This is a genomic window from Microbacterium sp. JZ31 (genome assembly GCF_016805985.1).
Taxonomy (GTDB): Bacteria; Actinomycetota; Actinomycetes; order Actinomycetales; family Microbacteriaceae; genus Microbacterium.
In genome coordinates this window covers 355,459-369,920 of the sequence record NZ_CP017661.1, presented here as the reverse complement: position 1 = coordinate 369,920, position 14,462 = coordinate 355,459, and the positions used below count along the sequence as shown (strand labels likewise).

Here is a 14,462-nt window from a genome sequence, read left to right as displayed (position 1 = left end):
AGCACCCGTTCGCGTGACGGCGCTCATCCGAGCACCCGCCTGAGCGACGGCGGCAGGTGCTCGAGCGCGCCGATCGTGATCACGTCCGCCTCGCCGATGCGGCGGCGGCCGGCCTCCTGCCCCAGCGCCGCCACGATGACGAGCGCGCGCGATCCGACGGGCAGGCGCGACACCGCCGACTGCAGCTGCGACGCGGTGACGCGGCTGCCGCACGCGAGCACGACGACGCTCGCGGCCGGCGCGTTCGAGGCGATCGTGCCGGCCAGCGCGGTGGCGCCGCCCTCGCGTGCGCGGGAGTTCTCCACACCCGACAGCGCGTCGAGCAGGTGCTTCTGGGTTTCGGTGCGGAGCTTGCCCGTCTGCGTGCGGACCTCCACGCGATACGAGTCGCGCAGGGCGCGGAGGCCGAGCGATCCGGCCGCCGAGATCGCGAGCTCGAACTCGTCCGGATCGGCGTACTCGCCCGGATGCGTCGACACGCCGATCACAAAGTGCGAGCGGCGCGTCTGCTCGTACGTGCGCATCATGAGCGTGCCGGTGCGCGCGGTCGACCGCCAGTGCACGTGGCGCAGGTCGTCCCCCGGCTGGTACTCCGACAGGGCGTGGAAGGCGATGTCGTCGCGTGCCAGGTCGCGCGAGGTCATGCCCTCGAGGTCGCGCACGAAGCCCAGCGATTGCCCGTCGAAGCGCACCGTCTTGGGATGCACGTAGAGGTCGACGGGCTCGTCCCGGCTGTCGATGCGCTCGAAGAGCCCGAGCGGATCGCCGCGCACGATGCTGACAGGGCCGACCGGCACGACAGCGCGGCGGGTGGTCGGGATCGCGAAGAGCTCCTCCACCTGGTCGCCGGGAGCGAGGTGCCTGATGCCGAACACGCCGCGCCCGCTGCCGACGGGCAGCACGACGCGGGAGGGCAGGATCGCGCGCGTGCCGGAGTTCGCGAGCGTGAGCGCGCCGAACGCGCGCTCGCCGACGACCACGCGCGTGCGCGTCAGGTCGAGCGCGACGTCGTACGTGGTGCGCCCGATCAGGAACAGCAGGCACAGCACGATCACCGCGGTCGCGACGACCGCGGCGGTCGTGATCTCGCGCCAGCCCAGCCAGGGACCCACGAGCCACAGCACGACGGCGAGCCCGATCACGACCCAGCCGATCGGACGCACCACCTTCGCGGCACGGCGCACACCCGCGCCGACGCGGCCGAGCAGGTACGCCGCCACCTCGCGCCAGCTCGCCTGCGACGGCGCCTCCTCGCGCTCGGGCGCGCGAACCGGCGGCGGGGCGGGCGTCGCCTCGCCGTCGGTGACGGGTGCGGTGGTCATGGATGGTGCTCAGATCATCCGGTGGTCACGCCGGCCGCGCGGGTCTGTGGCGCCGACACCCGCTCGAGCACCCGCACGATCACGGTCTCCGGGGTGGTGCCGACGAACTCGGCCTCGGGGTCCATGACCAGGCGGTGGGCCCAGACGGGCTGCGCGAGCGCCTTGATGTCGTCGGGGATCACGTAATGGCGGCCCTGGGCCGCGGCCCACACCTTCGCCAGGCGCACGATCGCGATCGCGCCGCGCACCGAGACGCCCAGCCGCGTGTCCTTGTCGGAGCGGGTGGTCTCCGCGAGCTCGGCCGCGTAGCGCAGCACAGCGGGCTCGACGTGCGCGGACGCCGCGAGGTCGGCCATGTCGGACACCGCGCTCGTCGTGATGATCGGCGTGAGGCTCGCCGAGGGGTTGCGATCCGCGGACCCGGCCAGGATGCGCTCGGTCACCTCGAGCGTCGGGTAGCCGATCGAGGTCTTGACGAGGAAGCGGTCGAGCTGGGCCTCGGGCAGCTTGTACGTACCCGCCTGCTCGATCGGGTTCTGCGTCGCGATCACGAGGAACGGACGGCCCACCTCGTGCGGCGTGCCGTCGACCGTCACGCGCGACTCCTCCATGACCTCGAGCAGCGCCGACTGCGTCTTGGGCGACGCGCGGTTGATCTCGTCCGCGAGGACGATCGAGGCGAACACCGGCCCGCGGTGGAACTCGAACGTGTGCGACTGCTGGTCGTAGATCGTGACACCCGTCACGTCGCTCGGCAGCAGGTCGGGCGTGAACTGGATGCGGTTCGACGTGCCCTGCACGGTGGCGGCGAGTGCCTTCGCGAGGCTCGTCTTGCCGGTTCCCGGCGCGTCCTCGAGCAGCACGTGGCCCTCGGCGAGCATCGCCGCGAGCACGAGGCTCACGACCTCGCGCTTGCCCATCAGGGCCCTGTCGACGTTGTCGACAAGGCGGCTGAAGGTGCCCTGGAACCAGGCCGCCTGCTCGGGCGTCATCGTCATTCGTTCGTCCTTGTCATCGCTGTCGCTGCTCTGGAGGTGATCACTGCTGCCAGGTCCACCAGTCGGTCCACATGTCGACGCCCGGCCCGCTGATGTGCAGGCGCACCTGATGCCCGGCGAAGCCGTAATAGCAGCCCAACCGCTCGCTGCCTTCGGTGCGCAGTCGGTACGTCCTACCGGCGAATCCGCCGGGTGCGCTGTCCTCGTCGTGACATGAGACGTGGTAGTCCCCGCCGGGGAAGTTGGCGTAGTTCAGCTGCAGGAAGTAGCAGTTTCCCGTCCTGCAGTTCGGCTGCCCGGCGGCGCTCACCCCGGAGTTTCTGACGTTGGCCGACGGGGGCGGCGGGTCGACGGTCCGCTCAGCCGCTTGCGCGCTCGACGTCTTGCCTGCGGACGTGACCTGCACCTCCACCTTGCCCCGTGCGGAGTAGCCTTCGGCGCAGATCCTGCTGCCCGTGGAGTTGACGTCCTCCCAGCCGCCGTCGTTGAAACGCGCCTGGACGGCACCGATCGGACGTCCATTCGACGAGCCGTTTGCGTTCCACGAGCACTGGATCTGCGTTCCCCCGTTGACGCGCTCAGCTCGCACGATCGGCGCATGCGGTGGCCCATAAGGCACCGCGCCCTGCGACTGCGCGGACGACGGCCCGGGTTCGGAGTTCGTCCCGTTCGCCACCGCGTATGCGCGCACCGCGACGCGGTACTCCTTACCGTTCGTCAGCCCGCCGATGGTCGCCGACGTCGCGGTTCCCGCCTCCTGCCAGCCGCTCCCATTCACGTTGTACTGGTAGCGGACCTCATCGGCGCCCTGCGCCGTGGCGGGCGACCAGGAGGCCTGGATCTGCCGGTCGCCTTCCGTCACCGTCGGCGTCCCGGGCGCGGTCGGCGACGTGAACTGCCGCAAGCCCGCGCTCGGCGCGCTCTGCGCACCCCAGCCGGCCTTGTTTCGCGCTGTCACCCGGAACGTGTAGTCGGACCTGCTTGCCGGCAGCGAGAACACGGCCGAGGTGCCCGAGGTCGTCTGGGGATCGCCGTACGGGGCGTCCCCCTGGTAGGCCTGGACACGGTAGGCGTCGACCGCGTCGCCGCCGTTCGCGGGGCCCTCCACTCCGGGCCACGTCACCTGGATGCCGCCCGGCTCAGGTCCGATCGCCGACTGGCGCGTCGCCGTGGGCGCGCCCGGAGCCTCCGGCGGCTTGGCCGGAATGTTGGTCGCCGACTGGCCGCTCCACTCCGACGGGTCCGGCGCGCTGTTGTGCGCGCGCACCCGCACCGTGTACGCGGTGCCGTTCACGAGCCCGTCCCACCACAGCTGCGTGTTGCCCGCGGGCACCTCGCGCACGTTGACGCCGTTGGGCGGCGTGGGGGTGATCTCGAGCTCGTACTTCGTGATCGGCGACCCCTCGGTGCGCGGCGCCTTCCACGTCACGAGCAGCCCGCTGTCGCGGAACTCCGGCAGCTGCGGCGCCACCGGCGTCTCGGGACGCACGTCGGGGCGCGCATCCTGGCTCACCGGAGACGGATCCCCCTCGCCGACGCGGTTCACGGCCGTGACCGTGAAGCCGTACGTCACGTTGTTCGTGAGCCCCTGCAGCGTGCAGGTGGTCTCGGGGCAGACCGTGGAGTAGTCGCCGCCCTTCGTCGCCTGCACGCGGTACTCCGTGATCGCGGCGCCGTTGTCGGGAGGCGACTGCCACGACAGCGTCACCTGACGGCTCTGCACGTCCGACACGGTCGGCTTGCCGGGCGCATCCGGCACGCCCTGCACCGTGAGGTTCAACCGGCCCTCGGCCGTGCGCTCGGGGTCGCCGGTCATGTCCTGCACCTCGTAGCGCACGACGAGGCGGCCATGGAAGTCCGCGGCGGGGGTCACGATCACGTGCCCGGCGTCGAACGAGACCTCCGCGTCCCCGGCCGCGCCGGTCTCGAGCGTCGCGCCGATCACCTCGAGCGGCGCCTCGCCGGCGAAGGGGTTGATGTCGTTCGACAGGACGTCGTGCGACAGCGTCTCGCCCTGGTTCCACTCGGACACCGTGTCGTCCGTGGCCACGGGGAGCTCGCGCGTCGAGGCCGTCACGGTCACCTCGATGTTCGCGGTGACCGGCTCCGGGCTGGTCGGGTTGGCCTGGCCGTCGTCGGCGAGCACGACGATGTTGACGACCGTGCCCTTCTGGTCCGCGTCCGCGCGCACCTGCAGCGTCGTGCCGTCGATCTCCGCGCTGATGCCCGCCGGGGCCTCCTGCACCTGGAAGGACACGGGATCATCGTCGATGTCGGTCGCGAGACCCGCGAGATCGACCGTGCCGGGCTCGGAGTCGCCCGCACCGACGCTCACGGACGCTCCGCTCATCTCGGGCGGCAGGTTGTCCGGCGGCGTCACGAGGATGGGGATCGACAGCGTCGAGACGCGCCCGTTCGGATCGTCCGGCCCGGATCCGTCGGTCACCTCGAACGTGATCGCGTCGTTGCCGGCGAACCGGTCGGCCGACGTGTAGGTCAGCGTCTGCGCGTCGACAACGAGGTTCTGTCCGTTGCTGTGCGCGGCGGAGACGTTCTCGGCCGTCGTGATCCGGATGTCCTTGCCGCTCGGCGCCGTGACGTATTCCGCCAGCGGGAGCTCGATCGTCTCGCCGCTCTTCACGCGCTCAGGCGTCGTCGAGATCAGGTAGGGACGCAGATCCTGCTCACCGGGCACGCGGAGGAACGCCCGGGCCGTGTTGTCGTCCGCGTCGGTGATCCGGTAGCCGACGAGGCGGCGCTCCTCACCGATCTCGACCCGCGCGAGGCCGTCCTCGTCGACCGTGACGCCCTGCTCCTCGTCGACCTCGACGGTCAGCTCCTCCACGACGCCGTCGGGGTCCTCGTCGTTGGCGAGCAGGTTGATCTCCGCCATGCCGGTGTCGATGTCGACGTCCTGGATCCGGATGCGATCATCGCGCGCGATCGGCGCCTGGAGCGGCACGTCCTCGTCGACGACGATCGAGAGCACGCCGCGAGCGCGCGCGCCCCGCTCGTCCTCGATCGTGTACTGCAGCGAGGTCTCGAGCTCCTGATCGGGCGACGTCACCCGCACCAGGTCCGCCGCCGCCTCGGCCTCGATCTGCGGATCCTCTCCCAGGATCAGGCCGTCCTCGCCGGGCACGAGAGAGAAGCGATCGCCGTCCGGATCGTTGTCGTTGTCGGTCACGGGCGCCGCGACGACACGGTCCGGTCGCATGGCGAGCGTGTCCCGCACCGCGAACGGCGCCTGGTTGTCGGTGGTCTGCGGCGCGATGCCCACCCGGATGGTCGCCTCGGCCTCGGCACCGAGCGCGTCGCGCACCCGGTAGGTGAAGGTGTCCACGCCCGAGACGTCGTCGTGGGCGGTGTACTCGAACTGACCGGACTCGTTCAGGTTCACCGTGCCCTTCTTGGCCCCGGCTCCCGTGACGCCGATCAGGTCGACGGAGTCGCCGTCGGGGTCGATGCCGTCCAGCGGCACCTCGATCGTCGAGAGGGTGTCCTCGAGCGTCCGCGCCTCGATGTCCTTCGGCCGAGGAGCGTTGTTGTTCTCCTCATCCAGGGCCAGGATCTGGACCTTGACGAGCGCCGAGTTGTGCTGCCCGTTGGCGTCGACCGCGCGATACGTGAACTGCACGGCACCCGGCTCGTCGCCGGCGCGGTAGCGGATCGTGTCCTGCGACACGAACGCCTCACCGGCCGCCGGCTGCTCGCCGAGCTCGGACGCGACGTGGAACTCCTCGCCGTTCGGGTGGTTGTCGTTCTCCAGCACGGGGATCGTCACGACGTCGCCCACGCGCACCTTTGCGGTGTCGTCGTTGGCGATCGGCGGCCGCACCTTCGCCTGCTTGGGCATCGCGAGGACGACGACCTCGCCCTCCGCCGTCTCCGCGCCGTTCGAGATCGTGTACCGGACCGTCGCCTGAGCGGGCTCCCGTCCCGTCATCCCCGTGTCGGCCACGCGCAGCGTCTCGTGACCGAGCACCGAGACCGCGATGCCGCTGTCCGGCTCGACGCTGACGCTCTGGACGACGAGCACACCGCCCGCCGGATCGGAATCGTTCGCGAGCACGTTCACCAGCGCATCACCGCCCGCGGGCAGCAGCGCGACATCACGCACCGCGACGGGCGGCTCCGCCTTCTCGACCGGCTCGAGCACGTCGACGCGCACGAGGCCGTTCACGGGGCTGGTGCCGGAGGTGGCGACGAGATAGTCGACGTAGTACGTGCCGGCGGTGTTGGACTTGAAGGTGAACGAGTCGTCCGTGAAGTCGGCGACGATCGTGGCGCCCTCGACCTCGCTCACCTGCGTCAGCTCGAGCGGCTCCTTGCTCGCGCTGAGGTCGTTCGCCAGCGGCGTGGCGGTGCCCTGCTGGCCCGCGCGCACGACCAGGTGGTCGGGCGTCGCGATCGGCGGCTGCGAGGACGCCGGTCGGATGTCGAGCGGGAAGACGCCGGTCACGCTCGTGTGCCCGTCCGACACCGTGATGTTCACCTCGACGATGCCCTGGGTGCCCGAGATCGCCCGGTACGTGATCCGGCCGTCGGCCGTGAACTCGACCTCGTCGCCCTCGGCGGCGGTGACGCTCTGCAGGAAGATGTTGTCGCCGTCCGGATCGATCCAGTCCGGCAGGACGTTGTAGGTCACGGCGTTGCCCGTCTCCACGGGCACCGCGATCTTGCGCAGCTGCTGCGGGCCGGTGTTTTCGTCCTCCGGTCGCACGTCGATCGTGACCTGGGCCTCGTCGACGCCGCCGCGACCGTCGTCCACCTGGTACGTGAACGGCTCGACCGTCGTGACGTCCTCGGGCACCGTGATCTGCAGCGCGTTGCCGTTGTTGACCGGCACCACGGTGACGTTCCTCGGCACGTCGTCGGTGAGGCTCACGACGAGCACGTCGCCGTCGGGGTCGCTGTCCGCGCCCTGGGTGCCGCCGCCCTCCGGATCGCCCTCGTAGCCGGTGAGCACGGGCAGGATCGTCGAACCGCCCGCGCGGACGCCGAAGCGGTCGTTCGCCGCCTCGGGCTTGGTGTTGTCCGGGCCGCGGTCCGGCGGGGACGGATCCGGCACCTGCACGGTCGTCGGGTCGGGGTTCTCGACGCCGTCCTCGCTCTTGGGCGGCGTCAGGTCGTTCCAGTTGTCGACCTTCTGCAGCTGGTCGCTCGCCAGCCACGCCGCACCGCTGAAGACGTTGTTGAGCATCACGACGTCGCGGTTCACGCGGAACCGCAGCTCGCCGTCCGCGCGGTACTTGTCGATCGGCATGTCGAGGTCGCTGCCCTCGCCGATGCAGTCGCGCATGAACCGGCCGGATTCCATCCAGGCGCCGTATGCGCAGCCGTTGAGCCAGACGGGCGCAGTCGGCTTGCCCGTGAACCCGCCCGCCTCGGTCGCGGTGGGCTCGGAGCCGTCGAGCGGGAGGCTCAGCAGCTCGGTGCGCGTCGCGACGAGCACGGCTTCGCCGTCGGCCGCGTCGAGCGCGAGCGTGGCGTCCTCGGGCTCCTCCAGCGTGACCGGCTCCTGCCCGGGATGTGCACGGCGCCCGTCGTCGCGTCGAGCACGACGGGACGCTCGCCGACCGAGCTCACCGACAGCGCGGACTTTTCGTCCACGCCCTCGAGCTTCTGCTCGGCGATGCCGGCGTCCTCGTCGAAAGCGCCTTCCGGGGTGACCGGCACCGTGTACACGGTGGCCTTCGCGGCCGAGGCGACGTGGACCGTGCCGTCGCGGCCGACCGTGACGTGTGCCCCGTCGCCGAGCTTCTCGAGCACGGGCTTCGCCTCCGCCGAGGAGAACGACGACAGGCCGCCGACGGGGACGACGTAGACCGCGCCCTTCTTCGGATCCAGGACGGCGACGGTGCGCGCGGAGTAGTCGAGCTCGGCGTCGCCCGGCAGCTGGACCCCGTCGCCGAGCGTGACGGCGGCCGTGTCCACCAGGCCGACGGTCGCGGCGCTCGTCTGATGGACGAGGACGGTGCCGCCGTCCTGCAACACGTCGTAGTCGGCGCTCGGCGACCCGAGCTGACCGTCGAGAACGCGGGACTCGGCGTTGAAGTGGCCGACGAGGCTCGCCTCCGCTTTGGTGATCCACACCGAGCCGTCGTGCAGCTCGAGCTCCGTCGTCGGGTTGCCCTCGTAGGCGAAGGCCATGGTGGTGATGCCGATCGCCGCCGCGGTCACGATCGCGGCGCCCGCGAGCGTGCGCGGACGGACGTGCAGCCACGACATCGCGCTCACCAGACACCCCCTCCGTGTTCCTGGCGGACTCCGTGTTCCTGGCGGATATCCTAATCGGCTGGTCTTTCGGCGAAGAACCCGTTCCCGGGGCACCTCTGCCCGCACGAAGAGGACCCGGGGCGGCGTGCCCCGGGTCCTCATGGGAGTGCACTCAGCGCTTGCCGGGCTTCCTCTCCTTCGCAGGCTTCTTCTCCTTGATCGGCGCCTCGCCGCTCGCCGCGAGCTCGGCGTAGTGGGCGGCGGCCTCCTGCTGACGCTGCTGCTCGGCGCCCGATGCGATGGGGGCGCGCACGTGCTCGGGCGCGAAGCCGAACGCGTCGACGAGGTCCTGCGCGTGAGGGCGCAGGCGCAGGCAGAGCCGATCGATGTAGCGCGTGAGGGCGATCGCGCGCTGGTTGGAGAGGCGGCCGTGCATGAGGTGCCACGACAGGTGCTTCTCGATCAGGCCGAGTCCGAACAGGTCGCGCAGCCAGCCGAGGATCTGCTTGGTGCCGGGGTCGTCGATGGCGGCCACCGCGTCGGTGAACGCCTCCCACTGCAGCAGCTCGGCGTGCGCGCGCGCCGCCTCGAGCAGCTCGCTCTGGTTCTCGTTGAACAGCGCCTCGGCCGCCTCGGGACCGAGCTTGGACGCCGCGCGCAGGCGGCCCGCCACGTCGGCGACCATGCGCTGCACCCGGGCGGTGAGCAGCTCGTGCTGGTCCTTCGCCCGCAGACCCAGCTCGACCGAGCGCGCGACCTGTCCGAGGTCCGCGACCGCCTGACCGAACTGACGCAGGCCCGCGCCGTGGAACACCTTGCCGGCGGTCTGGCCGACCACGAACGCGGCGATCTCCTTGGAGTCCTTGCCCTTGAACTGCTTCGCGTAGTCGCCCAGCAGCCGCTTGCCGACGAGCTGCAGCAGCACGTTGTTGTCGCCCTCGAACGTCACGTAGACGTCGAGGTCGGCGCGCAGGCTCACGAGCCGGTTCTCGGCGAGGAAGCCGGCTCCGCCGCACGCCTCACGCGCCTCCTGGATCGTGTCGAGCGCGTGCCAGGTCGACAGCGACTTCAGCGCGGCGGCGAGCGTCTCGAGGTCCTCGCGGCTCTCCTCGGTGTCGTTCGTGCCGCCGAAGACCGCGTCGAACTTCTGCAGCAGCTCGTCGTGCGCGAATGCCTGCGCGTAGGTCGTCGCCAAACGCGGCAGCAGGCGGCGCTGGTGCTTGCCGTAGTCGAGCAGCACGGACTCGGCGCCGCTCGCTCCGGCGAACTGGCGCCGCTGGTTGCCGTACGTGACGGCGATGTTCAGGGCGAGCGCCGATGCGTTCGTCGCCGCGCCGTCGAGCGAGACGCGTCCCTGCACGAGCGCACCGAGCATCGTGAAGAAGCGGCGGCCGGGGCTCGCGATCGGGCTCGAGTAGCTGCCGTCGGCAGCGACATCGCCGTAGCGGTTCAGGAGGTTCTCGCGCGGCACGCGCACCTGGGTGAAGTGCAGGCGGCCGTTGTCGATGCCGTTGAGGCCGCCCTTGACGCCGTCGTCCTCGCCGCCGACACCCGGCAGGAACTCGCCGTTCTCGTCGCGGATCGGGACGAAGAAGCAGTGCACGCCGTAGTTGACCCCGCCCGTGATCAGCTGGGCGAACACCGTCGCGGCCTTGCCGTGCACGGCGGCGTTGCCGAGGTAGTCCTTCCACGCGCCGCGGAACGGCGTGTGGATGACGAATTCCTCGGTCTCGGCGTCGTACGTCGCGGTGGTGCCGATCGCGGCGACATCCGATCCGTGACCCGTCTCGGTCATCGCGAACGCGCCGGGGATCTCGAGCGAGATGGCGCCGCGCAGCCACTTGTCCCAGTGCTTCTTGGTGCCGAGCTGGTAGATCGCGGAGGTGAACAGGCCCCACTGCACGCCGGCCTTGATCTGCAGGCTCGGGTCGGCGAGCACGAGCTCCTCGAAGCTCGCGAGGTTGCCGCCGTTGTTGTTCTGGCCGCCGTACTCGGTGGGGAAGGCACGCGAGATCGCGCCGTGCTGCACGAGCAGGCCGAGCTGGCTGAAGACGCGTTCGCGATGCTCGTGGTGCGTTTGGCCGTCGATGCGCCAGAACGCGGAGTCCTTGATCATCTCGCGCGCCGTGCGGCGGATGTCGGCCCACGTGCCGAGCAGCCTGTCGGTGACGAGCGGGATGTCGAGCTTCGGAGCGTCGGCGACTGCCTGGTGGGCGCGCGCGGCGTCGGTCGCTTTCGGGCGAACAGCGGTGTCTGCCATGTCTGCCTCTCAACGGCTGAATGTGGGTGGAGTCGCCGCGCCGCCGGGCGGACGCGGGCGTTCCCCACAACCGTAGGACCGCCACAAGCGGCGGCGAAACAGCTTGTGGTGTCTCCACAGGAGGTCGGCGGACGGTGCGAGAACCCGATGTGCGGGCGCCACAGTCGTGCCGGCGCCTCAAGGCGTCGATCGCCTCAGTTCGCCGCGATTACCGCGAGCACGGCGTCGCCGTACGCCTCGCGCTTGCGCTCGCCGATTCCGGGGATGCCGGCGAGGCCGTCGAGGTTCGCCGGTCGGTGCTCCGCGAGAGCGCGGAGGGTCGCGTCGCCGAACACGATGTAGGCGGGGACGCCCTGCTCGCGCGCCTGCTCGGCACGCCATGCCCGCAGCGCCTCGAAGAGCCCGCGGTGCTCGGGCGCGAGCTGGTCGGCCACTGACGCCTTGCGCGCTCCGCCGCTCCCGCGCGAGACGCGGCCGATGACGTCGCGGCGGAGCGGAACGGGCGTCTCCCCCCGCAGCACTCCGCCGCTCGCCTCGCTCAGCGCGAGCGTGCCGTACTCCCCCTGGGCCACGAGCAGGCCCCGGGCGAAAAGCTGGCGGATCACGCTGCGCCAGTCCTGCTCGGACAGGTCGGCGCCGATGCCGTAGGTGGCGATCGACTCATGCCCCAGCTTGCGGATGCGCTCGGTCGAGGCGCCCCGCAGGATGTCGATCAGCTGCCCCGCACCGAACGCCTGATTGCGCTCGCGCTTGAGCCGCACGACGGTCGAGAGGAGCTTCTGCGATGGGACGAGGCCGTCCCATGTGTCGGGCGGCGTCAGGCACGTGTCGCAGTTGCCGCACGGCTCCGACGCCTGCCCGAAGTACGCGAGCAGATTCTGGCGACGGCAGCCGACGGTCTCGCACAGCGCGAGCATCGCGTCGAGGTGCTGCCCCTGGCGCTGCTGGATGGCGCGGTCTCCGTCCCCCTGCTGGATGAGCCGCCGCTGCTGCACGACGTCGCCGAGGCCGTAGGCCATCCACGCCTGCGCGGGCTCGCCGTCGCGGCCCGCCCGGCCCGTCTCCTGGTAGTAGCCCTCGACCGACTTCGGCAGGTCGATGTGCGCGACGAACCGGACGTCCGGCTTGTCGATGCCCATGCCGAACGCGATCGTCGCCACGACCACGACGCCGTCCTCCCGCAGGAAGCGCGACTGGTGCCTGGCGCGCGTGGCCGCGTCGAGTCCCGCGTGATAGGAGATCGCGTCGATGCCGTGCCGCGCGAGGTACTCGGCCGTCTGCTCGACGGAGTTGCGGCTGAGGGCGTACACGATGCCCGCGGAGCCCTCGGGCTGGGAGCGGATGAACGACAGCAGCTGCGCGCGCGGCTCGGTCTTCGCCTCGATCCGGTAGCGGATGTTCGGCCGGTCGAAGCTGGCGACGAAGTGTCGCGCGTCGGGAAGACGCAGCCGCTCGGTGATCTCGCGGTGCGTGGCGGGCGTCGCCGTCGCCGTCAGTGCGAGGCGCGGAACGCCGGGGAACCGTTCGGCGAGGCCGCCCAGCGCGAGATAGTCGGGGCGGAAGTCGTGTCCCCACTGCGACACGCAGTGCGCCTCGTCGATCGCGATCACGCTCAGGGTGCCGCGCTCGAGGAGGCGCAGCGTCTGCTCGCCGTTGAGCCGCTCCGGCGCCACGTACAGCAGGTCGAGCTCGCCCGCGAGATACGCGTTCTCGACGCGCGCCCGCTCATCCGGCGCCTGCGTGGAGTTGAGATACGCCGCGCGCACGCCGTTGGCGACGAGCGCGTCGACCTGGTCGTGCATGAGCGCGATGAGCGGCGAGACGACGAGTCCCGTGCCCTCGCGCACGAGCGCGGGCACCTGGTAGCAGACGCTCTTGCCTCCGCCCGTCGGCATCAGGACGACCGCGTCGCCGCCCGCGACGACGTGCTCGACGATCGCCTTCTGGTCGCCCCGGAACGCGCTGTAGCCGTAGACGGTCTCGAGCGCCTCGAGCGGCGTGGCGTAACGGGACGGAGCGGCGCGCGACCCGCCGGTCGCCGCGGGCGCGGCGGGAAACGCCGGCTCGGGCGGCGCGATGTCGTCGTACGGGTCGTACGGAGGCTCGTCCGGGTACGGCACCCAGTCGCCCGGTCCGCCGTCCACCGAGGGGTCGGCGGGCGCCCACGAACCCCAGCCGGTGCCGGATTCGGGAGCGTTCGGAGTCACGCCTCCGAGTCTAGGCGCCGGGTCGGACGCCACCCCCGGACGGGATGGCACGCAGCGGCGGGCCGCACTGTGGACGAGTGCCCCCGGCCGTCGTAGCGTGGCTGCATGACCGATCTCAGGGTGACGAGGAACGACGCGGAGAGCCGTTACGAGCTGCGCCTCACCGATGACACGCACCGCGACGTCCTCGCCGGCTGGACGCGCTTCGACCAGCGGACGGGACGGATCCGCTTCATCGCGACGGAGATCGATCCGGCGTTCCGTGGGAAGGGCCTGGGCGACACGCTCGCCTCCGAGGCGCTCGCCGACGCGGCGCGCCGCGGCGACGCGATCGTGCCCGTGTGTCCCTTCATCGCGAGCTACCTGCAGAAGAACGAGGTCGCGGGCGCCGTCGTCGACTGGCCCGGCGACACCCCGCTCGACTCGGCGACGCAGGGAGAGTCACCGGAGTGACGAGACTCGACGTCGGCACGGACGAGACCGACCTCTCCTCCGACACCTGCGACGGCCCGCGGGAGCTGCTGCTCGAGCCGCGCGAGGTCCCCCTGGGCGGCGTCCGGGCGATGGCCGTGCACCGCTCGCTGCCGCAGCGCGACCTGCCGACCGTCGGCGCCTGGTGCTTCTTCGACCGCTTCGGGCCGCAGGACGCCGTGATGCGCGTCGATCCGCATCCGCACATCGGCCTGCAGACCGTGACCTGGCCGCTCGTGGGCGAGATCAGGCATCGCGACAGTGTGGGCAGCGACGTCACCATCCGCCGCGGCGCGCTGAACATCATGACCTCGGGCCGCGGCATCTCGCACTCGGAGTACTCGCTGGGAGACGAGCCCGGCCCTCTCGACGCGCTGCAGCTGTGGATCGTCCTGCCGGAGGGCCGACGCCACGGCGATCCGGACTTCGAGCGCCACGAGGATCTGCCCACCATCGCACTCACGGGGGCGACCGCCACGGTCGTCGTCGGCGAGTTCGCGGGCGTCACCTCCCCCGCGACCGTGCACACCCCGATCGTCGGCGCGGAGCTCGTGCTGCAGCCGGGTGCACGCGTGCGCCTGCCGCTGCGTCCCGAGTGGGAGCACGCGATCACGCTCGTCGAGGGCTCCGCCGCGGTGCACGCCGGACGCCACGGGGAGCCGACCGAGCTCGGACCTCTCGACCTCTTCTATCTGGGCGTGAACCGCGACGGCGTCGAGGTCGCCACCGACAGCGGCGCCTTGCTGTTCCTGCTCGGCGGCGAGCCCTTCGCCGAGGACCTCGTGATGTGGTGGAACTTCGTCGGGCGCGGCCACGACGAGATCGCCCGAGCACGCGACGAATGGGAGGCCGGATCCGAGCGCTTCGGTCGCGTCGTCGCGCACGGTCTGGAGCGCATCCCCGCCCCGCCCCTGCCGCACGTGCGACTGACCCCGCGGCGCCGGCGGCTCTGAGCGCCTCGGCACCCTCGCCGGACGTCCGGCCG

8 protein-coding genes are annotated in these 14,462 nt (G+C 71.3%); 2 read left to right on the top strand and 6 right to left on the bottom strand.

What is annotated here, in order from left to right; all coding sequences use genetic code 11:
- Positions 1-23: 23 nt before the first annotated feature.
- The 6 genes from BJP60_RS01740 to recQ form a co-directional block, all read right to left on the bottom strand.
- A complete protein-coding gene (locus tag BJP60_RS01740; RefSeq protein ID WP_203137149.1) occupies positions 24-1,322 on the bottom strand; it encodes a DUF58 domain-containing protein in 1,299 nt (432 codons plus the stop codon).
- A 14-nt stretch (positions 1,323-1,336) separates the two neighbouring features.
- The gene (locus tag BJP60_RS01735; protein WP_203137148.1) at positions 1,337-2,320 is read right to left on the bottom strand and encodes an AAA family ATPase; all 984 of its coding nucleotides are present in this window, start codon (positions 2,318-2,320) and stop codon (positions 1,337-1,339) included.
- Positions 2,321-2,360: 40 nt separating this feature from the next.
- The gene (locus tag BJP60_RS01730; RefSeq protein ID WP_203137147.1) at positions 2,361-7,775 is read right to left on the bottom strand and encodes an Ig-like domain-containing protein; all 5,415 of its coding nucleotides are present in this window, start codon (positions 7,773-7,775) and stop codon (positions 2,361-2,363) included.
- Positions 7,745-8,560: a hypothetical protein gene (locus tag BJP60_RS01725; RefSeq protein WP_203137146.1), complete on the bottom strand. Its 816-nt coding sequence runs from the start codon at positions 8,558-8,560 to the stop codon at positions 7,745-7,747. The genes BJP60_RS01730 and BJP60_RS01725 overlap by 31 nt, the downstream gene beginning before the upstream one ends.
- Before the next feature lie 151 nt (positions 8,561-8,711).
- Positions 8,712-10,799, bottom strand: coding sequence for an acyl-CoA dehydrogenase family protein (locus tag BJP60_RS01720; protein WP_203137145.1), 2,088 nt, complete (start codon positions 10,797-10,799; stop codon positions 8,712-8,714).
- 194 nt (positions 10,800-10,993) lie between these two features.
- Positions 10,994-12,943 (bottom strand): DNA helicase RecQ, encoded by a 1,950-nt coding sequence (recQ, locus tag BJP60_RS01715; RefSeq protein ID WP_203138840.1) that lies wholly within the window; start codon positions 12,941-12,943, stop codon positions 10,994-10,996.
- A 168-nt stretch (positions 12,944-13,111) separates the two neighbouring features.
- On the opposite strand from recQ, the gene BJP60_RS01710 reads away from it, so the two are divergent.
- Positions 13,112-13,459, top strand: a complete 348-nt coding sequence (locus tag BJP60_RS01710; protein ID WP_203137144.1) for a GNAT family N-acetyltransferase — start codon at positions 13,112-13,114, stop codon at positions 13,457-13,459.
- A complete protein-coding gene (locus tag BJP60_RS01705) occupies positions 13,456-14,430 on the top strand; it encodes a pirin family protein (protein ID WP_203137143.1) in 975 nt (324 codons plus the stop codon). The genes BJP60_RS01710 and BJP60_RS01705 overlap by 4 nt, the downstream gene beginning before the upstream one ends.
- The last annotated feature ends 32 nt before the right edge of the window (positions 14,431-14,462 follow it).